Source organism: Riemerella anatipestifer, assembly GCF_009670965.2.
In the GTDB taxonomy this organism is placed as follows: domain Bacteria; phylum Bacteroidota; class Bacteroidia; order Flavobacteriales; family Weeksellaceae; genus Riemerella; species Riemerella anatipestifer_B.
Genome location: NZ_CP073239.1, coordinates 947,043 through 967,418, shown reverse-complemented (window position 1 = coordinate 967,418; position 20,376 = coordinate 947,043). Strand labels below are relative to the sequence as shown.

Annotated in this window: 22 protein-coding genes; 4 read left to right on the top strand and 18 right to left on the bottom strand. The window is 35.6% G+C overall.

All coding sequences use genetic code 11. The annotated features are described in order from the left end of the window. Window positions 1-139 precede the first annotated feature (139 nt). Together rplU and rpmA are read left to right on the top strand one after the other, a co-directional pair. Complete coding sequence (gene rplU, locus D1J36_RS04455; protein ID WP_154137372.1) at window positions 140-766, top strand: 50S ribosomal protein L21; 627 nt, start codon at window positions 140-142, stop codon at window positions 764-766. A gap of 33 nt (window positions 767-799) precedes the next feature. Beyond that, a complete protein-coding gene (rpmA, locus tag D1J36_RS04450; RefSeq protein ID WP_004920580.1) occupies window positions 800-1,057 on the top strand; it encodes a 50S ribosomal protein L27 in 258 nt (85 codons plus the stop codon). A gap of 132 nt (window positions 1,058-1,189) precedes the next feature. On the opposite strand, the gene D1J36_RS04445 is transcribed toward rpmA, so the two are convergent. From D1J36_RS04445 to D1J36_RS04410, 8 genes are all read right to left on the bottom strand, one after another. After that, window positions 1,190-1,738 carry a hypothetical protein gene (locus tag D1J36_RS04445; protein WP_252339431.1) on the bottom strand — a complete coding sequence of 183 codons (549 nt, stop codon included), beginning with the start codon at window positions 1,736-1,738 and terminating at the stop codon, window positions 1,190-1,192. 28 nt (window positions 1,739-1,766) lie between these two features. Next, complete coding sequence (locus D1J36_RS04440) at window positions 1,767-2,324, bottom strand: thioredoxin family protein (RefSeq protein WP_154137371.1); 558 nt, start codon at window positions 2,322-2,324, stop codon at window positions 1,767-1,769. A 1-nt stretch (window position 2,325) separates the two neighbouring features. Next, window positions 2,326-3,234 (bottom strand): tRNA (adenosine(37)-N6)-dimethylallyltransferase MiaA, encoded by a 909-nt coding sequence (miaA, locus tag D1J36_RS04435; protein WP_154137370.1) that lies wholly within the window; start codon window positions 3,232-3,234, stop codon window positions 2,326-2,328. 24 nt (window positions 3,235-3,258) lie between these two features. Then, window positions 3,259-4,566, bottom strand: coding sequence for a UDP-N-acetylglucosamine 1-carboxyvinyltransferase (gene murA / locus D1J36_RS04430; protein ID WP_154137369.1), 1,308 nt, complete (start codon window positions 4,564-4,566; stop codon window positions 3,259-3,261). Beyond that, on the bottom strand, window positions 4,566-5,219 hold the full coding sequence (locus tag D1J36_RS04425) for a DUF4290 domain-containing protein (protein ID WP_004920566.1): 654 nt from the start codon (window positions 5,217-5,219) through the stop codon (window positions 4,566-4,568). Before D1J36_RS04425 ends, murA begins: the two co-directional genes overlap by 1 nt. Before the next feature lie 158 nt (window positions 5,220-5,377). Continuing rightward, the gene (locus tag D1J36_RS04420; RefSeq protein ID WP_052910946.1) at window positions 5,378-6,064 is read right to left on the bottom strand and encodes a response regulator transcription factor; all 687 of its coding nucleotides are present in this window, start codon (window positions 6,062-6,064) and stop codon (window positions 5,378-5,380) included. Between the two features lie 17 nt (window positions 6,065-6,081). Further along, window positions 6,082-7,590 (bottom strand): sensor histidine kinase, encoded by a 1,509-nt coding sequence (locus D1J36_RS04415; protein WP_154137661.1) that lies wholly within the window; start codon window positions 7,588-7,590, stop codon window positions 6,082-6,084. A gap of 163 nt (window positions 7,591-7,753) precedes the next feature. Continuing rightward, on the bottom strand, window positions 7,754-8,110 hold the full coding sequence (locus D1J36_RS04410) for a hypothetical protein (protein ID WP_154137368.1): 357 nt from the start codon (window positions 8,108-8,110) through the stop codon (window positions 7,754-7,756). 120 nt (window positions 8,111-8,230) lie between these two features. Here D1J36_RS04410 and D1J36_RS04405 point away from each other — a divergent pair, with 120 nt between their 5' ends. Together D1J36_RS04405 and D1J36_RS04400 are read left to right on the top strand one after the other, a co-directional pair. After that, window positions 8,231-10,093 (top strand): M1 family metallopeptidase, encoded by a 1,863-nt coding sequence (locus tag D1J36_RS04405; protein ID WP_154137367.1) that lies wholly within the window; start codon window positions 8,231-8,233, stop codon window positions 10,091-10,093. 27 nt (window positions 10,094-10,120) lie between these two features. After that, window positions 10,121-10,882, top strand: a complete 762-nt coding sequence (locus tag D1J36_RS04400) for a type III pantothenate kinase (RefSeq protein WP_154137366.1) — start codon at window positions 10,121-10,123, stop codon at window positions 10,880-10,882. Here the strand turns inward: D1J36_RS04400 and D1J36_RS04395 are convergent. The 10 genes from D1J36_RS04395 to D1J36_RS04350 all read right to left on the bottom strand — a co-directional run bounded on the left by D1J36_RS04395 (window position 10,845) and on the right by D1J36_RS04350 (window position 20,303). Further along, window positions 10,845-11,372, bottom strand: coding sequence for a hypothetical protein (locus D1J36_RS04395; RefSeq protein ID WP_154137365.1), 528 nt, complete (start codon window positions 11,370-11,372; stop codon window positions 10,845-10,847). The two genes, D1J36_RS04400 and D1J36_RS04395, sit on opposite strands and share 38 nt — an antisense overlap. Before the next feature lie 66 nt (window positions 11,373-11,438). Continuing rightward, window positions 11,439-12,746, bottom strand: coding sequence for a Fe-S cluster assembly protein SufD (gene sufD / locus D1J36_RS04390; protein ID WP_154137364.1), 1,308 nt, complete (start codon window positions 12,744-12,746; stop codon window positions 11,439-11,441). A gap of 47 nt (window positions 12,747-12,793) precedes the next feature. After that, window positions 12,794-13,537 (bottom strand): Fe-S cluster assembly ATPase SufC, encoded by a 744-nt coding sequence (gene sufC, locus D1J36_RS04385; protein ID WP_154137363.1) that lies wholly within the window; start codon window positions 13,535-13,537, stop codon window positions 12,794-12,796. 14 nt (window positions 13,538-13,551) lie between these two features. Further along, window positions 13,552-14,043, bottom strand: a complete 492-nt coding sequence (locus D1J36_RS04380) for a GlcG/HbpS family heme-binding protein (RefSeq protein ID WP_014937760.1) — start codon at window positions 14,041-14,043, stop codon at window positions 13,552-13,554. 70 nt (window positions 14,044-14,113) lie between these two features. Then, complete coding sequence (uraH, locus tag D1J36_RS04375) at window positions 14,114-14,521, bottom strand: hydroxyisourate hydrolase (RefSeq protein WP_004920539.1); 408 nt, start codon at window positions 14,519-14,521, stop codon at window positions 14,114-14,116. Between the two features lie 55 nt (window positions 14,522-14,576). Beyond that, a complete protein-coding gene (locus tag D1J36_RS04370) occupies window positions 14,577-15,302 on the bottom strand; it encodes a copper resistance protein NlpE (protein ID WP_154137362.1) in 726 nt (241 codons plus the stop codon). Window positions 15,303-15,323: 21 nt separating this feature from the next. Beyond that, window positions 15,324-16,772, bottom strand: a complete 1,449-nt coding sequence (sufB, locus tag D1J36_RS04365) for a Fe-S cluster assembly protein SufB (protein ID WP_154137361.1) — start codon at window positions 16,770-16,772, stop codon at window positions 15,324-15,326. Window positions 16,773-16,805: 33 nt separating this feature from the next. Beyond that, window positions 16,806-17,135 (bottom strand): HesB/IscA family protein, encoded by a 330-nt coding sequence (locus D1J36_RS04360; protein WP_038693659.1) that lies wholly within the window; start codon window positions 17,133-17,135, stop codon window positions 16,806-16,808. Window positions 17,136-17,328: 193 nt separating this feature from the next. Then, window positions 17,329-19,125, bottom strand: coding sequence for a translation elongation factor 4 (gene lepA / locus D1J36_RS04355; RefSeq protein ID WP_004920511.1), 1,797 nt, complete (start codon window positions 19,123-19,125; stop codon window positions 17,329-17,331). 203 nt (window positions 19,126-19,328) lie between these two features. Then, window positions 19,329-20,303, bottom strand: a complete 975-nt coding sequence (locus D1J36_RS04350) for a c-type heme family protein (protein ID WP_154137360.1) — start codon at window positions 20,301-20,303, stop codon at window positions 19,329-19,331. Between the last annotated feature and the right edge of the window lie 73 nt (window positions 20,304-20,376).

Here is a 20,376-nt window from a genome sequence, read left to right as displayed (position 1 = left end):
TTTATCCTATCAGTAGATTTAATATTTATATTGCAAACTTATTTTAAAGTTAACTCTCACTTTTTTTGAGTTAAACATCTATATTTCAAAAAAAATACTTAATTTTGCACCCTTAACTAACTAATAAATATTTATAACAATGTTTGCAATCGTAGAGATAGCAGGGCTTCAATACAAAGTTGAGCAAGACCAAAAATTGTTTGTAAACCGTCTTTCTGGTGAGAAAGGAGACAAAGTAACTTTTGATAAAGTACTTCTTACCGTAAACGGAGCAACAGTAGTAGGCGCCCCAGCTGTAAGTGGTATCGCTGTAGAAGCGGAAATTATTGAGCATTTGAAAGCTGATAAAGTTATCGTTTTCAAAAAGAAAAGAAGAAAAGGTTATGCTAAGAAAAACGGGCATAGACAATCTCTTACTCAAATCAAAATTGTTTCTATAACAGGTTTTGATGGTGCTAAAAAATCTTCTGCAAAAACAGAAACCAAAGCTACTGCAAAAAAATCTTCTAAAAAAGGAGATGACCTTACTCTAATTGAGGGTATTGGTCCTAAAGTAGCGGAGCTTTTCGCAGGAGCAGGTATTACTTCTTTTGCTGATTTAGCAAAGAAAACTAAAGAGGAGCTAGAAGCCATCTTAGATCCTAACGGTGCTGTATATGCAGCTATGGATCCTACAACTTGGCCTCAACAAGCACAACTAGCTGCTGATGGAAAGTTTGAAGAGTTAGAAGCTCTTAAAGGACAACTAAAAGGCGGAAAAGCCTAAGTATTTTTTCAACCTAAAAAACTTTAAAACAAAATGGCACACAAGAAAGGAGTTGGTAGTTCCAAAAACGGTAGAGAATCTCACTCTAAAAGATTAGGTGTGAAGATTTTCGGAGGGCAAGAAGCTATCGCTGGAAATATTATTGTAAGACAAAGAGGTACACAACACCACCCTGGAGAAAATGTAGGGATTGGTAAAGACCACACTTTGTTTGCATTAGTAGATGGTACAGTGGTATTTAAGAAAAAAGCTAACAACAGATCTTTTGTATCTGTAGAGCCTAACGCTTAATAAGAAAAATAACTTTTTTATAAAGTTTTAATTTGTTAAAAAACCCGATTCAAAGTTTTTGAATCGGGTTTTTGCTTTGTAATTATGAGAGTATTAAAAAATAAAAATCACCTTGAAACTAGCACTTAATATCTACTCTTTTTCTAGCTCAGTCATATTATAAATACCTCCAGCACTATCAATTGGAGTATTACATATATATTTATCCTCTAATTTAATATCAATCATAGGTCTCTCAAATTGCATTGCATCTTGCCCTTTTATATCAACAGCAATGTATATTTTATCGCCTTTAGGGTAAAAATGGAACTTATAGTCGTGTTGGTGTCTTCTATTAAGTTTAAACTGTCGGAAAGAGAAATAATACTTGTTATCATAGGTTATTAAAAAATCATTCTCTCCATATTCATTCATCATTTTATCTTTAATCTTACCATCATACAAAACAGTGTATTTCTCTCTCCTACTGAAAAGTTCAGCATCTGTTGTACGATTAATTGAATTAACACCATTACCAAATTCAATTTTCACCTTATCCTTTGTTAATGGACTGTCAGTAGTTACTTTTATTGAATTACTATTCCACAAAAGCAAAAAGTCTTTATTTAATTTATAAACAATAAATCCTCCCACAACTAGAAATAACAATCCCAACGCAATTACTCTGCTTCGATTTTTCACTTTTACAGATGCTTTCTAAACTAATATTTTACTTCCATTTAATATTACAACCTAAACTAGGTTTTTGCAGTTCTTCCTGTGGTTGTTCTGCTAAAAGGTTTTCAAAAGCAAGAATTAAATCCTCTCCAGTTACTTCGTGCTGATTGCCTGGGCGTGAGTCGTCCATCTGACCTCTATATACTAAGTCTAATTTTTCATCAAAGAAATAAAAATCTGGAGTACACGCTGCATCGTAGGCTTTAGCAATAGCTTGACTTTCGTCAAATAAATAAGGGAAATTAACGCCGTGCTCTTCAGCAAAATCAATCATTAGCTCTGGTGAATCCGCAGGATAGTTCTCTATATCATTAGAATTAATTGCAATAAACTCGATTCCTTTAGCTTTATAATCTTCATAAAGTTCTGCCAATTTATCTATCATATGAATCACAAACGGGCAGTGGTTACACATAAAAACTACCAATGTCCCTTTCTCTCCTTTTAAATTTTCTAAAGATTGTAATTCGTTATTTTTAGCAGGATTAGGAAGCTCAAAAAAAGGAGCTTTAGTGCCTAAATCCAACATATTAGACGGTGTTCTAGCCATTTTATTTTAAATTTAAGTTATTAAGCAAAGATACTAATTCCTCGTTAGAATATTGGTACGGAAGTTCTATCAGATGAGGAAGTTTTCGGTTCCAAGTCATTTGGCGTTTTGCGTAGCGTCTAGAGTTTTTCTTAATTTCGGAAACGGCAAAATCTAATTCCCAATCGCCATTCAAGTAATTAAACAACTCTGTATAACCCACTGTATTTAAAGCTACTCTATCTTGATATTGAAGTAAACCTTTAACCTCATCTAGCAAGCCCTTCTCCATCATTCTATCGACCCTTTGGTTGATTCTTTCATAGATAATTTCTCTGGGTGCCGTGAGTACAATCCTAATAGTATTAAAGTTTCTTTGAGGCTTGGTTTCTGCTATAATTTCAGAATAAGGTTTCCCTGTTTGTTTAATAATATCTAAAGCCCTTATCAAGCGTCTAGGGTTATCTTTATCCACTTGCTGATAATAGACCTCATCTTGTACTTCTAACTGTTTCTGTAAGGCTTCTATCCCTTCTTTATTAAGGATTTGTTCAAGTTCTTTAATATAATCTTCGTTAGCTTCTGGCAAATCATTAAGACCTTCCACTACCGCCTTCTCGTACATACCACTACCGCCTACCATTACCACGACTTTATATTGCTGAAACAGCTTATCTAATAAAGCCAAGGCTTCCTTTTCGTATCGACCGATAGAATAATCTTCTGTAATAGATAAATGCCCTATAAAATGATGTGGCACAACAGCTAACTCCTCCTTAGAAGGAGCGGCTGTACCAATGGGCATTTCTTTAAAAAACTGTCGTGAGTCGCAGGATAAAATTTCAGTACCGAAAAACTGGGCTATTTTTATTGCCAATTCGGTTTTACCTATTCCCGTAGGACCTACAACAGATATAAGTGTTCTAGCCAAGATGACAAAAGTATTTTCTGACTATTATATACGCTCTATATCTGCTCCTAAGGCTTTAAGTCTGCCATCTATATTTTCGTAACCTCGGTCTATCTGCTCTATGTTATGAATGATAGATTTACCTTCCGCCGAAAGTGCCGCTACCAAAAGTGCATTTCCTGCACGAATATCAGGGGAAGTCATCACTGTACCTCTAAGTGGTGTTTCTTGATTAAGACCGATAACCGTAGCTCGGTGTGGGTCGCAAAGGATAATCTGAGCTCCCATATCTATCAGTTTGTCCACAAAGAACAATCGAGATTCAAACATTTTTTGATGTATCAATACACTTCCTTTAGCTTGGGTTGCTACCACCAACATAATAGACAGCAAATCTGGTGTAAAACCTGGCCAAGGTGCATCAGAAATGGTTAAAATAGAGCCGTCTATAAACTTCTGTATTTTGTAATGTTCTTGTGCTGGGATATAAATATCTTCGCCGCTTTTCTCTAGCTGAATACCCAATTTTCTAAAAGTATTTGGAATAATCCCCAACTGGTTCCAATGAACATCTTTAATGGTGATTTCGGACTTCGTCATTGCTGCCAACCCTATCCAAGAGCCTATTTCTACCATATCCGGCAACATAGTGTGTTCTGTACCATGTAAATATGAAACACCTTCTATGGTTAATAAATTCGAGCCGATACCCGAAATTTGAGCTCCCATTCGGTTGAGCATTTTACAAAGCTGTTGTAAATAAGGCTCACAAGCGGCATTGTAGATTCTAGTTTTACCTTTCGCTAATACAGCCGCCATAATAATATTAGCCGTACCTGTTACTGATGCTTCTTCTAAAAGGATAAATTTTCCTTGTAAAGACTTTGCTTTTAAACTATAAAAACTCTCTACATCATTAAAGTGAAACTCTGCGCCAAGCTCAACAAATCCTTGAAAATGAGTATCTAATCTTCTTCTTCCTATCTTGTCTCCTCCTGGAGTTGGCATATAACCTTCCCCAAACCTCGCCAACATAGGACCTAAAAGCATAATAGAGCCTCTAAGTCTAGCTCCTTCTTTTTTAAATTCTTCGGATTTAAGATAATCTAAATTAAGACTATCAGCCTTGAAGGTATAGTCCCCTTTTCCATTTTTGGTTACCTTAACACCTAGGTCTCCCAATATACCAATTAGCTTATTAACATCTTGTATATCAGGTATATTTTTTATTCTTACTTCTTGATCTGTTAATAAAACAGCACATAATATTTGTAGAGCTTCATTTTTAGCTCCTTGGGGCGTAATTTCGCCATGAAGTCTTTTACCGCCTCTGATTTGAAAAGCACCACTCATTATGATTTTCTTTTGTATTTATTGTTAGAGTTATATTTTCTTCTATTATTCCCGTTATTATTCTGATGTTTATTTTGATATTTAGGGTTATTCTTATTAGAGTTATAATAGATTTTACTCTTTTCTAAAGAATCTATCCCTGTTAAATCTAATCTATTTTCAGAAAGTTCCTTTAAATGGCGGAAGATAACATCGTCTTGTACATGTTCTTTATTATAAACATTGTAAGACTTTTTCATGTTATTAGCAATTACCTCTATAAGAGCCTCTTTCTCATCACCATCTTCTAGTTCTAAAGCTCTTTCTATAAGTTGCAAAATGCTTTTACCATAGAATTTATAGTCTCCTTGTAGCTTAGGGTAATCCATCTTTTTAGGTTTCTGATTGATTTCCTCTGGCGTAGGAAAAGGATATGGTGCATCTACATCTAAATCGTAACCTGAAATAATATACAAATGATCCCAAAGCTTGTGTGCGTAGTTTTCCTCGTCTCGAAGTTGCGGATTTCTCTGCCCCATAAAATCAACAATAGCTTTGGCAACTTTATTTCTTTCTTCCTTGGAAGGGAGTGTCTTGCAATATTCTACAAGTTCTTGTATAATTCTCCCATATTCGGGTAATTGTAAGTTTGTCTTTTGGGTATTGTATTCCATTTCGCAAAGATAATGAAATTTTGTATTGATATAAATCTCTTTTTATGTCTGAGCGAGTTTTATGAGGCGATGATTAACTACTTTATTTATCACCCGCAGAACTCTATTTGCTTTAACAAAAAAGCTGATTCACAATTATTTTGAACCAGCTATTTAATTTAATTTTTAACTAGAAGCCTAAACCCTTCTCCGTGTACATTGATGATTTCTAGACCATCATCATCTTTAAGCAATTTTCTTAATTTAGCGATATATACATCCATACTTCTAGCGGTAAAATAGTTTTCTTTTTTCCATATTTTACGAAGTGCTAAATCTCTAGGCATAAAGTCATTTCTGTGGAGACAAAGCAACTTCAAAAGCTCGTTCTCTTTTGGAGAAAGTTTATATTCTTTATCGTGTACTTTAAGCTGTCTCAACATAGAGTCAAACTCTATATTGCTAATGCTAAATTGCTCTTGCTCTTCTTCTTCCAAAGAAGTACTTCTGGATAAAATCGCCTTGATTTTATAAAGTAACAACTCTGTATCAAAAGGTTTTGTTATATAATCGTCTGCTCCTAACTGATAACCCTTCAAGATGTCCTCTCTTAAATTTCGTGCTGTTAGGAAGATAATTGGAATATTTTTCCCTAATTTCTTAACATCTTCTGCTAATGTGAAGCCGTCTTTTTTAGGCATCATAACATCAAATATACAAATATCAAAATCGTTATTTGTATATTCTTTAAGACCTTCCTCACCGTCTGTAGCAAGGGTAACTTCAAAGTTGTTTATGCTTAGGTAATCTTTAAGCACCGCTCCGAAACTTTGGTCATCTTCTACTAGTAATATCCTGTTGCTCATAGCTTAATTTTTTATAATTAAATCATTGGAAGTTTTACAATAAAGGTACTTCCTTTTCCTTTTTGGGTTTCTACACTAATTTGTCCTTTGTGAAGTTCTATTATTTTCTTAACATAGGAAAGCCCCAAACCTTGACCTTTTACATTATGTACATTCCCTGTTTCTTCTCTAAAGAACTTCTCAAATATTTTGGTTTTATTTTGAGGCTCCATTCCCATACCTTTATCCGAAATTTCTATCACATAATAATTTCCCTCGTTGCGGGTAGCAATTTTAATTTCGGGCTTATCTGGCGAATATTTATTTGCGTTATCCAACAGATTGATAAGCGTATTAGATAAATGGAACTCATCTACTTTTAGATTATAGCGCTCCGCCTTAAAATCTTCTGTAAGCGTTCCGCCTCTTTCGTTTACTATCAACCTAACAGAATTAGCAATGTTTCTTATCAACTCTCTCAAATTGGTTTCTCGCAAGAAAAGTTTCATTTCGTTCCTCTCTAACTTTGACATATTGAGGACATTCTCCACCTGTTTTTTCATTCGGAGATTTTCTTGCTTTATGAGTCCAGAGTAATATTTCACTTTAATTGGATCACTCGCTATTTTATCGTTTGCTAAAGAGTCCGTAGCTACCGAAATTGTAGCTAAAGGCGTTTTGAACTCATGAGACATATTATTAAGAAAGTCTGTTTTTACTTCTGCTATTTTTTTCTGTCTCAACATATAGTTGATGGAAATAATGTAAATAAATACAATAGTTAAAAGTGAAAAAACAGTTCCTAAAAGTAATGGCAGATTATCTCTTAGTAAAGAGTATTTTTTATCTGGAAAAACAAGCGACAAGGTGTAAATAGGTTGCTCCTCTTTATCGGTAAAAAGTGGAAAACTATAATTAGCTTTAGACTGATTTTCAAGGTAAACCTCATCAGCAATAGTGGTTAGTTTTTTATTTTTATCTAGCACACCATAACCAAACTTAGCACTAATACCTATTTTTTGAAACTCCTTAGAGAGTACCGAATCTATCTCCTTACCGCTTACCCTTTTGTGTATGGGCAAATTACTCGCATTTAGTTTAGCAAAATCTCTGAAAGTAAAAGTATTATCATTGATGTCTTTACTCAGTTGTGCCGTAAGCAATTCTGTTGTACGCCCTGCTCCTTTCAAACGATAAATACCTTCATCGGCATAGACTTTAACCCTTTCCAAAGTGTCCCCTTTAGAGGAAACTGGTATTTTCTGAGGTTCTATAATACTTCTACTAAAGGAAATAAGTTTTTTATCTGCCGAATCTTGTACTTGCCTGATAATATTTAGAGTAGGCTTGTTTTTATCCTCATTTATAGAAGCTTGGAAGCCTTCATATTCCTTTAAATATTTATCTATCTCGATATTAGAAATATCTTGCGTGGAGCGTTCCAAAACTTTCTGCACCTTGCCTGCGAATTCTTCTTCAATAGAGCTATAATATTCCTTAAGCCAATAAAATTGAAAACTGACGAACACCAATAGAGAAATCGTCATCAAAATAGATATAATAGGAATAAATTTGTTACGCACTTTTCAGGTTATTTTTCAGATGTTAAAATTAAATATTTCTTATCAACAAAAAAACAATAAAACTCGTTTTTTAGAAATTTTATCTTAAAAACGAGTTTTTTAACAGATTATTATGAGTTTCGCACCTCTAACTTTCTTGTTCTAGCAAATTCTCATCTATAAAATATTGTATAATTGCTTTTTTCATAAGAATACTTTGCTCATTAGGTTTTAGCTCAGGCAGAGGCTCTAACTCATCGTAGTGAGGCCAGCCTTCCGCATCGTACTCTTTAAATTTATAATAACCAAACGGCTCCAATAGTCTACACACCGCTATGTGGAGAAGATTTAGCTTATCGTCTTTGGTATATTTTTGTTTTCCACCACCCAATTCCTGAACGCCTATAAGAAATAATATCGTTTCTAATGGCGGATTGCGTTCACTCTGAAAATGCTCTACAAAAAACTGTTCCACCCTACCCCAAAGCTCTTGTTCTGTAGCCATAATTTAATATTTTGTTGTCTTTATTACGCTTGCAAAGTTACCTTTTTTCACTAAAAATCCATTCAAATAATGAATAAATGAGATTTTGTTATATTTGAAGACTAAAAAATTATCGGAAAAATGAAAAAATTTTTTTTTCTATCATTATCGCTTTTTTTAACCTCGTTGGGATATGCACAAAAAGGTAAATATTACCAGCAATACGCTAGCTACAATATGGATATTGATGTAGATGTTAATAGCTACACTTACCACGGCAAGCAGTCCGTTACTTATACCAACAATTCTCCTGATGAGCTAAAGGAGGTTTACTTTCATCTCTATTGGAATGCCTTTAAACCAAACTCTATGATGGATGAAAGAGTGAGAAACCAAGGCGATAATGCCGATAAAAGGCTAGTAGAAAAAAATAAAGCAGGAAAAGTAGTTTCTAGATTAGCTTCTATTCCCGAAGGGAAAGAGGGCAACCAAAAAATAAATTGGATTAAACAAAATGGAAAGGAACTCCAGTTTGAAGTTCAAGAAACCATTATGAAGGTCTATCTTAATCAACCTATAAAGCCAAACTCTACGACTACTTTCACTATGGATTGGGACGCTAATATCCCTTATCAAATCCGAAGAGCTGGAAGACAAAACAGAGAAGGCGTAGAAATGACTATGACCCAATGGTACCCAAAACTAGCAGAATACGATTACGATGGCTGGGCAACTTTTGATTATATCGGGAGAGAATTCCACGCTCCTTTTTCGGATTATAACATCAATATCAAAATAGACCCTAGCTATGTTATAGGTGCAGGCGGAACACTTACAAACCCTACCGAAGTTAAAGGTTACTCTTTGCAGTCTAAACCTAAAACAGATGCTAATGGTAAAGCGACTTGGAATTGGACAGCAAAAAATATTCTAGACTTTGCTTGGGCAGCAGACCCAGACTATTCCGTAGAGGAATTTATTGTACCTGATGGACCGAAAGTCTATTTCGTTTATCAAAAAAATGAAAAAACCGAGTATTGGAAACAAGCTAAACCTTATGTTAATAAGTTCTTTCAAATTATGAATGCTAACTTCGGTCGCTATGTTTACCCTAGCTATTCGTTCGTTCAAGGTGGCGATGGTGGTATGGAGTATGGTATGTGTACTATGATATTAGGAGAAGCCAAAAGTTTAGAAAGCCTAGTTGGGCTAATGGCTCACGAAGGTGCACACTCTTGGTATCAGCAGATGTTAGCAACCAACGAAAGTACTACACCTTGGCTAGACGAAGGTTTTACTTCTTACGCCGAAGACTTTGCTATGTATCAGCTTTTCCCTCCTAAAGAGGCTTGGCCAAACCCTTTTGTAGGTGCTTTAGAAGGTTATAGAAAGTTTGTAAAAACAGGAAAAGAAGAACCTGCTGTTTGGTTTGCTGACCATCACGACGACGGCACAGCCTACTCCGTAGCGTCCTATACTAAAGGAGAGCTTTTCTTAGTGCAGCTAGGCTATATTATGGGAGAAGACCTTCTGAAGACCACACTACTAAAATACTATGATGAATGGCATCTAAAACACCCTACTGATAGAGATTTTCTCCATCTTGCTCAAAAAATATCTGGTATGGATTTAAAATGGTTTAAACATTACTGGATTAACACCACCAAAACCATAGACTACGCCATAAAAGAAGTAAAGTATAACCCAAACTCTACTACCATTACTTTAGTAAAAAAAGGCGGAGTTCCTATGCCTATAGATTTTGGAGTACTTACCAAAGATAAAAAGATAACTTCTTACCATATCCCATTAAATATGATGAGAACACCTAAAAAATCTGACTTTTTAGGCAATTTCACTACTTTGGATTATTGGAATTGGACTTCCTTAGAATATACTTTTGAAATACCTTTTACCAAAGAACAGATTTCCGTTCTAGGTATTGATTTTTCACAAAGATTAGCAGATGTAAATCCAGAAGATAACTTTTTAGAAGTAAAATAGTTTCTCTGCTGAAAAATAATTATCATTATGAAAACCATTGTAGTCAACATAGGAAATACCAATATCCGTTTTGGGTTATTTAATAATGAAGAATGTAGCCTCTCGTGGGTTATTAACACTAAACCCTACCGAACTAAAGACGAACTTTTTGTTCAGTTTCTGATGCATTATCAATCTTATGACATCAAACCTGAAGAAATAGACCAACTGATAATAGGCTCCGTTGTACCACAAATGACCAACGATATTGTAAGGGCATTAGAAAAGATACACCAGCTAAAACCTATTTTGGTAGATAGAAATACACCCTCTGAAGTTAAACCAAAGTCCAAACAAATGGGTACCGACATCTACGCAAATTTAGTTGCAGCTCATCATCTCTATCCTAATAAATCAAAGATAATTTTTGATTTTGGCACTGCACTTACGGCTAGTTGTATTTCTCACAATGGTGAAACTTTGGGTGCTATTATTGCTCCTGGAATTATTACCTCTCTTAAAAGTTTAATACAAGATACTGCACAGCTCCCAGAGATAGAGCTACAAGCTCCTAAATCCGTTCTAGGATTAGATACTGTAAGTTGTATGCAAAGTGGTATGGTGTATGGGTATCTAGGTATGGTAGAAGGTTTTATAGAGAGAATCAACCGAGAAATAGGAGAAGAGGCCTTTGTAATAGCTACAGGCGGCGTTTCTCATGTCTATAAGCCTTTATCAGACAAAATCCATATAGCCGATAGGTTGCATACCCTTAAAGGTCTTTATTTTCTTGGGAAAGCTCTCTCTTAAGAGCTTCCACCTCTTCTTTTTGGGAATAATATTTTTCTTGTAAAGCCGAGCCTTCTCCCATTCTTCGGTAGTACTCTAGTGCTTTATCAGCAAATTGTTTCCTATTGAAGTCTGGTGCATCAGGTATCTGGGGAAATACTTTATGAAATAAAGTTTCATAATAGGCTTGGAATTCCCTTTCATTTTTATCCTCTACTAATGTTTCCTGTGCCTTTTGTCTCACATGTAGCATTTCATGTGCTATAAGATTGAGAACTAAATTAAAATCAAAATCAAAAAGATTTTTAGGTATTTTAACTTTCTGTGGTTGGGACAGTTCTCCCTCCGTAGTAAGTACAATAGACCTAGCGTCCATCTCTTCTCTAAAATCAAATCCTGCAAAATTAAAATGCTCTAACCCAAATGCTCTAACTACAAAAGATGCCGCATCTAAAATCTGCCCATGTGTTTTGTAAGCATCTATGTGAAATTCTATTTTATTTAAGTCCATTCTTGTTTCTTATACTTATTAGAAAAAAGCCTTATCAAAATATTTTGATAAGACCTTTGTTTATTTTTAGAACTCTATATTCACTTCTAATTTTTCAGCTAAGAGCTTGGATATTTTTAGTTTTAGAGGCTCTATATCTATGTTTTCCATTGCATCATTTGCAAAGGCGTAAAGCAATAATGCTTGTGCCTCATTTTTAGAAATTCCTCTAGCACGAAGGTAGAACAAAGCATCTTCATTAAGCTGCCCCACCGTACAACCGTGAGAACATTTAACATCATCTGCAAAAATCTCCAACTGAGGTTTAGAATCTATAGTAGCACCCTCGCTTAGTAGAATATTATTATTCTGCTGATAAGCATTGGTTTTTTGAGCTATTTTATCTACAAATACTTTCCCATTAAACACTCCGTGAGCATTATCCTTAAATACACCCTTGTAATTCTGATAGCTTTCGCAATTAGGCTGATTATGGTGTACTGCGGTATGATGGTCAACTAGCTGGTCTTTACCAATAATGGTAATTCCATTCATAAAAGAGTTGATATTTTCTCCTTCCTGAATAAAATCTAGGTTGTTACGTACCAACTTCCCTCCGAAAGAGAAAGTATTTACCGTAGCTAAACTATCCTTCTCTTGCTTCACAAAGGTATGGTCTACCAGATACGAAGTATCTGTATCGTTCTGTAACTTATGCCAATCTGCTTTAGCGTTAGGTTTAGTAAAAATTTCAGTAAGACTATTGGTAAAGGTAAACGAAGTATCAAAATTATGATGACTTTCTATAACCTCTATTTGGCTACCCGCTTCTACCACCAGTATATTTCTCGGATTATAGAAGGTGTTTTCCGATTGATTTTGCGAAATATAGAAAATATGTATAGGCTTTTCTACCACCGTATTTTTAGGCACATAAAGTGCTACTCCCAAATGAGCAAATGCTAAATTAAGATTTGGAAACGCCCAACTCTCATTGGCAATAGTATTAAAATAAGGACGGAATAAAGCCTCACTCTCTCCATTAGAAAGAGCCTCGTCTAGGGCAAGTACCTTAATATTTTTATCTGAAATCTTAGAAAGTTCCGGACGCAATTTCCCATTAACGAGAACCACCCAGTCAAAATCTTCTTCACCTAGATGCAAAGCTTTCAGCTCTTCTTCAGAAATATGATGTTCCTCTTGTGGTAAAAACTGATATTGCTTTTCTATAATTTCCTTTAGATTGGTATATTTATATTCCTCATCTTTCTTGGAAGGAAACCCTAACTTATCAAACTGAGATAAAGCATTACGCCTAGTATCTTCCCATTGTGATAAAGGCTTTTTTTCGGAAAAGATATGGTGATTTTCTTTTATTTGTTCGTATAAAGACATAGTCTATTTTTTTTAGATTAAAACTTTGATTTTAAAGCTCTTTAGGATTAACCTAATAACCAATCGTATCCTTTTTCTTCTAACTCTAAAGCTAAAGTTTTATCTCCCGTTTTAATAATCTTACCGTCTGCCAACACATGCACAAAATCTGGCTGAATGTAGTTAAGCAATCTCTGATAATGAGTGATTAGAAGCACGGCATTCCCCTCATTTTTGAAATGATTAACCCCTTCGGATACAATTCTTAACGCATCAATATCTAGTCCAGAATCGGTTTCATCTAAGATGGCAAGTTTAGGATTAAGCATCATCATTTGGAAAATTTCGTTTCTTTTCTTCTCTCCTCCAGAGAAACCTTCGTTAAGGGAGCGAGAAAGGAAGTCTTTCTTTATCCCTAAAAGTTCTGATTTTTCACGGATAAGAGCCAACATTTCTTTCGCAGGCATATCCTCCAGCCCGTTAGCCTTTCTGGTTTCGTTGATGGCTGCCTTGATGAAATTGGTTACCGAAACTCCTGGTATCTCTACTGGATACTGGAACGAAAGGAAAATCCCCTTATGAGCTCTCTCTTCTGGAGCATCTTCTACTATATTTTCCCCTTCAAAAAGAATTTCTCCATCGGTAACTTCGTAGTCTTCCTTTCCTGCAATTACAGAAGAAAGGGTAGATTTCCCAGCTCCGTTAGGTCCCATAATGGCGTGTACCTCACCCGGTTTTATTTCTAAGTTAATCCCTTTAAGGATTTCCGCTCCGTCCTCTATCCTAGCATATAAGTTTTTTATATTTAACATTTCTATATATAATTTTATTTATTGTTAATTTTTATATTGGTTATCTCGTAGCCCATATTCTCAACCGCCTTCTTGGCCACATTATGGTCTTGCTCTCCACCACCAGCTCCAGAAACCCCTAGACTCCCAATCAGCTCCCCATCTTTCCAAACGGGTACGCCTCCTCCTAAAAGTAGAAGCTCTGGCAAAGTATTTAAGTTTTGTGCCGTAGGATTACTGGCTGCCTTCTGCATCAATTCAAAACTAGGGGTTTTGGTGGAAAGCGAAGTGTAAGCCTTTCTCCTAGAGGCTTCGGTATTATGAGGTCCTACTTGGTCGCCTTTCAATAATAAAAGACTTACGCCCGAATTGTTTAGGACTGCTACGGATACCTTTTTACCTAATTTACGAGCTTCTATGTGGGCTTGCTTTGCCAGTTCTAAAGCTCCCTCTTGATTGAGCGAAGTCCCTTGTTCGGTATATTGTGCTAAAGAAAACTGAACCAACAATAAACCTACTAAAACCATTATACTTTTTTTCATAATCTGCAATATTGAAGTAAGGATTAACTTTTCTAATGAGCTTCTGCTCTTTGTTTTAGTTTCCTCTATAAGTAGAATATCCGTAAGGGCTTAAGGTAATAGGTACATGATAGTGGCTGTTGTCCTTTAGCTCAAAAACAACTTCTACAAACGGATAAAAACTCTGCTGCCCTAACTTCTCAAAATACGGTGTAGTATGATAGGTAAGTTTGTATATCCCCTGATGGCTTACTCCTTTTTCTTCTTTTAGAAAATTCTTAATCCTCCCGTTTTCATCTGTTACCTTTTCATCTACCTTTACCCAAACACCATTTTTATTTTGTTTAGACAAGGTAATGCTTACTCCTGGAGCTGGTTTTCCTTGAGTAATGTCTAAAATATGACTAGACAACTGATACTTGACTTCTTGTGCGAAAAGAATTCCTGTAAATAGGAATGCTAACCATAACGCTACTTTTTTCATAATGTAATGTTTTAATTTAATTTTTGTTTATTTAATTATCATCGTCTTTCCTATCCTAATTTCCCACAGAAATCAGCTTTAAATCTAGTAGTTTCTTCACTACTACTACCCCATCATAATCTTCGGCAAAGCCCTCCGCTTTTTTGGTATCTTTTTCTAAAACCAAATTTGCCTTTACAGGAAAGTAAGGTATCTTTTTATCCTTTACTATTGCTTCATATCTCTTCTGTAACTCGCCCGAAGGGTCTTCTATCCAATAGACTTTAGCCGAATTGGCTGGTCTGAAAGAGCTCACCTCGTGCCCTATGATGAGGAAGCCCTCCACGGGAGTTGGGGTAAAGTGGTAATCATCGTTAGAAAGTTGTTCTAACTCATAAGTATGAGCATTAGCTCCTGTGTTTTTCTCCTTTTTATCGTTTAAAAGGACTAACTTACCTTCTTCCCTTTGATAATGTTGAGTAGCCTTATCATTGTTAGAAGATAACGCATAAATCCCCGTGGAAGCATCTACGGTGTAGGAGCCTTCTTCGGTGAAATATTCATTTTTACCTAAGTAATAGTCGGTTTTATCAAAGGTTTGGTCTGGAGCCAAAGTAATGGTAGTAAAGATACCGTCACAATCTGCACAAGGGATTATCCCCTGATACATTTCGCTCGAAATTGAAGTTAGAGTATCTGTTTTTTGTTTTTCTACAGTTTCTTGATTAGCTGCCTTTTCAGTCTTATTACAACTTGAAAATAAAGCTAAAACTAAAAAACTAGTTCCTATAATATATTTCATTTTACTCAATATATAAATGAATTATCCTACACTACCCTCTAAACTAATTTCTAGAAGCTTTTGAGCTTCTATAGCAAACTCCATCGGGAGTTTGTTAAGTACCTCTTTGCTAAATCCGTTTACGATAAGGGCGATAGCTTTTTCAGTATCCAAACCTCTTTGGTTACAATAGAAAATTTGGTCTTCGCCTATTTTGCTGGTGGTAGCCTCGTGTTCTAGCTGTGCCGAAGGGTCTTTAATTTCAATATAAGGGAAGGTGTGCGCACCACATTCGTTACCCATTAAAAGGGAGTCGCACTGGGAGAAATTTCTAGCTCCTTTTGCCGAAGGCATTACTTTTACTAATCCTCTGTAAGAATTGTTGGACTTACCTGCGGAAATTCCTTTAGAGATGATGGTAGATTTAGTATTCTTCCCGATGTGTATCATCTTCGTCCCTGTATCTGCCCACTGATGATTGTTGGTTACGGCGATAGAATAAAATTCTCCGATAGAATTATCACCCTTCAAAATACAACTAGGATATTTCCAAGTTACCGCCGAACCTGTTTCTACTTGTGTCCAAGAGATTTTAGCGTTTTTCTCACAAAGTCCTCTTTTAGTAACAAAGTTGAACACTCCTCCTTTGCCGTTTTCGTCTCCTGGATACCAGTTTTGAACAGTAGAGTACTTGATTTCAGCACCTTCCATCGCGATAAGCTCTACCACCGCAGCGTGGAGCTGATTTTCATCTCTAGACGGTGCGGTACATCCTTCCAAATAAGATACATAACTTCCCTCATCTGCCACTACTAAAGTTCTTTCAAACTGCCCTGTTCCCGCTTGGTTGATACGGAAATAAGTGGAAAGTTCCATAGGACATTTTACGCCTTTAGGTATGTAACAGAAAGAGCCATCTGAAAACACCGCCGAGTTAAGTGCCACATAGAAATTATCTCCTCTTGGCACTACTTTACCAATATACTTTTTAACTAGGTCAGGATACTCCTGTATCGCTTCTGATATGGAACAAAAAATAATACCCTTTTCTTTTAAAGTTTCTTGGAAAGTGGTCTTTACCGAAACGGAATCCATCACCACATCTACAGCAACACCTGTAAGTCTTTTCTGCTCATCTAAAGAGATGCCTAACTTCTCAAAAGTTTTTAATAACTCTGGATCTACCTCATCTAGACTTGCTAATTCCGGTTTCTTTTTAGGAGCGGCATAATATTTTATGGCTTGGAAGTCTGGCTTTTCATACTTTACATTTGCCCAGTCTGGCTCTTCCATTTTTTGCCAAATACGGAAAGACTCCAGCCTCCATTCTGTCATCCATTCTGGTTCATTTTTCTTTGCTGAAATCTGACGAATAATATCTTCATTAAGCCCCGTAGGGAAATCTTCGTATTCTATATCCGTATAAAAACCTGCTTCGTATTCTTTATTTTTAAGGTCTTCCCTTAAATCGTCTTCTGTATATTTTGCCATAATTTCTATAAAATTACTCCTATTTTTTCTTTTCTAAAGCGAAAAACTCTCTCCACAACCACAAGTTCTAGCAGCATTTGGATTGTTAAACACAAACCCTTTCCCGTTAAGACCTCCAGAATATTCCAAAGTTGTCCCTGCTAAATAGAGAATTGATTTTTTGTCTATTACTATTTTAATTCCGTTATCTTCAAATATTTGGTCTGTATCCGTGGTCTGATTATCGAATTTCAACACATATTCTAACCCTGAACAGCCTCCACTCTTAACGCCTACCCTAATGAAATCTTCACTAGGATTAAACCCATCTTCTGCCATAAGCTGAACAGCTTTATCTTTAGCTTGGTCTGATACTTTTATCATTGTATTTATTTAGAATGATTTTCGCCAACAAAAATACGAACTAATTTATGGACTGACAAAAATCATTTTTCCTTTTTGACTATTACCTTGATTGATGATTTCTTAAAATTCAGATTATTCAAAATAAAAAAACCTAACCAGCTTATTATAAATAGCTAAGTTAGGTTCTATTTTAAACTATCCTTAATGAAGTTTAATCATTCAGTTTTAGTACCGCCATAAACGCTGATTGTGGAACTTCTACTCTTCCTATCTGCTTCATTTTCTTTTTACCTTCCTTCTGCTTCTCTAAGAGTTTTCTTTTTCTTGAAATATCTCCTCCATAACATTTTGCTGTTACATCTTTTCTTAAGGCTTTTATGGTTTCTCTAGCAATAACTTTTGTTCCTAAAGCCGCTTGTACTGCTATATCAAACTGTTGTCTCGGTATAAGCTCTCTCAGCTTCTCACACATTTTTTTACCAATACCATAGGCATTGTCTTGGTGTATGAGAGAAGACAATGCATCTACCATATCTCCGTTGATAAGAATATCCATCTTAACTAATTTAGAAGCACGGAAACCTATTGGGTGATAATCAAAGGAAGCATAACCTTTAGAAATGGATTTTAATCTGTCATAGAAATCAAAAACCACCTCTGCAAGAGGCATATTAAAGACAAGCTCTACTCTATCGGAAGTTAGATAGCTTTGATTAACAATTTCTCCTCGTTTTTCTATACAAAGCGTCATCACCGCTCCTACGAAATCGGATTTGGTAATGATAGAAGCTTTAATATAAGGTTCTTCCACTCTATCCATTACCGTTGGGTCCATCATTTCCGAAGGATTATTGATAAGGATTGGCACTTCCGGTTCTTTCTTGCTATATCCGTGATAGGATACGTTGGGAACCGTAGTGATAACATTCATATTGAATTCTCTATCTAACCTTTCCTGAACAATTTCCATATGGAGCATACCCAAGAATCCACATCTAAAACCAAATCCTAAAGCCGCTGAACTTTCTGGTTCAAAAACTAAAGAAGCATCATTTAACCTAAGTTTTTCTAAGGAGGTTCTTAGTTCTTCAAAATCCTCACTTTCTACTGGATAAATCCCAGCAAAAACCATTGGTTTCACCTCTTCAAAACCTTCTATCGGAGCAGTAGCAGGATTTTCTACACTTGTAATAGTATCTCCCACTTTAACCTCTCTGGCATCTTTAATCCCAGAAATAATATAGCCTACATCTCCACACTTGATTTCTTGTTTTGGCTGTTGTTTCAGTTTTAGTGTCCCTACCTCATCTGCCTCGTAGGTTTTATCGGTAGCCATAAACTTAACTTTCTCGCCTTTTCTTATCTTGCCATTAACTACCTTAAAATAGGCTTCTATCCCTCTAAAAGGGTTATAAACGGAATCAAAAATTAGGGCTTGTAGCGGAGCATCTGGCTCTCCCTTAGGAGCTGGTATCCTTTCCACAATCTGCTCTAAAAGCTCGTGTACGCCTTCTCCTGTTTTCCCTGAAACTCTTAGAACATCTTCGTACTCACAGCCCAATAAATTCATTATTTCATCTGTAACTTCTTCTGGGTTTGCAGATGGCAAGTCAATTTTATTAAGTACAGGGATAATCTCCAAATCATTTTCTAACGCCAAATAAAGATTAGAAATTGTTTGTGCCTGAATGCTCTGTGCCGCATCTACAATCAGTAATGCCCCCTCACACGCTGCTATAGACCTAGATACTTCGTAGGAAAAATCCACGTGCCCTGGCGTATCAATAAGGTTAAGAACATATTTTTCACCCTTATATTCGTAGTCCATTTGTATGGCGTGAGATTTTATGGTAATTCCTCGCTCTTTCTCCAAATCCATATCGTCTAGGGTTTGGGCTTGGAGTTCTCTTTGTGTTACTGTATTGGTATATTCTAAAAGCCTATCTGCCAAGGTAGATTTACCGTGGTCTATATGGGCTATAATGCAAAAGTTTCTTATATTCTTCATGAAAACGAATTCGTAGTCTGCAAAGATATTGATTTATATCAATTTTCTCAAAAAAAGTACTTCTTTAGTATGAGTCTTCTGCGACTTTGTTTCTCTAAGAGAAATTCCTAAATTATTTTTCTGTAAAAACCAAACAAAAAAGCCAAAGACAAAAAGTGATTAAAATGTCTCTGGCCTCCCATTATAGTACTATGAAAAAATTATTATTCTGAAAGTTTTATACTAAAAACACCCCTCAATTCATTCTGTTTATATCCTGTAGCCATATCTTTTGGGTATAGCTTTTTTATTTTATCAGACACTTTAGGAGCTATATCAGAGGACTGCACTCCGTGGCATTTAAGACACATCTCATTAGTAAGTATTGGCACATACAGATGATTACCTTCCATCACAGGAGCTAAAGTCTTTTCATTTGCCAATTGTTTTTTATAATCCATAATCACTTTAAGCTCTTCTTTTGTAGCTTTATTATTTGGATTCCTTGGTTTATCTGATGCTCTTTTTATGAAAATATTGTGCTTATCCGCCACTTGTTGTGTTAAGGGAATAGCATTGATATTGCAAAAATCCAAGGCTTGTTCAGCTCCTTCTTGTTTAAGTTTTTGCTGTAGATTTTTCCCTAAGAGTTGCTTGGTTTCTAGGGCATACTCCAAACCTATTTCTTGTTGGGTTTTCGCTGTGGCTGGAATATCCAATCCTTTTTGCTCAAAAACTTTACCTTTTTCTTTCTGATAATGCTCTTTAAACCATTCTGGTTCGGGAATTTTATAATCAAACAAGAAACCTGCTATTTTCTCTATATCTTCCTTTTTATATTCTTGGTAAGGCATTAATCCGAATTTCTCTACCGCATTTGGCATTATAGAAGCCTCCGCAGAGGGCTTAGCAATAAATTCCTGCATTTTTGCTATAAATTGCTCTCTACTACCAGTAGCTTCCATATAATGAGCCTTTACCGCTAACATAGGTGGTGCCACTCTCTCCGTAGGCAAAGCAGATGGGTGATGGCACGAGTAGCAATTTGTTTTCATTAAATTATATGCTTCTGCTACCTCATCTTTAGTATTATTACTAGCTAAATCTGGTTTATCAAGTTCTTTACTGCTGTTTTTGGAATCACAACTTACCACTAAAGCCAAGAGTACAACACCTATATAACCACCTATTTTTCTCATTATTTTACCTTTTGATAAATTAAACTTATCCTCAAAGGTAACAATAAAATACGATTCCCAATGTAACCTATGT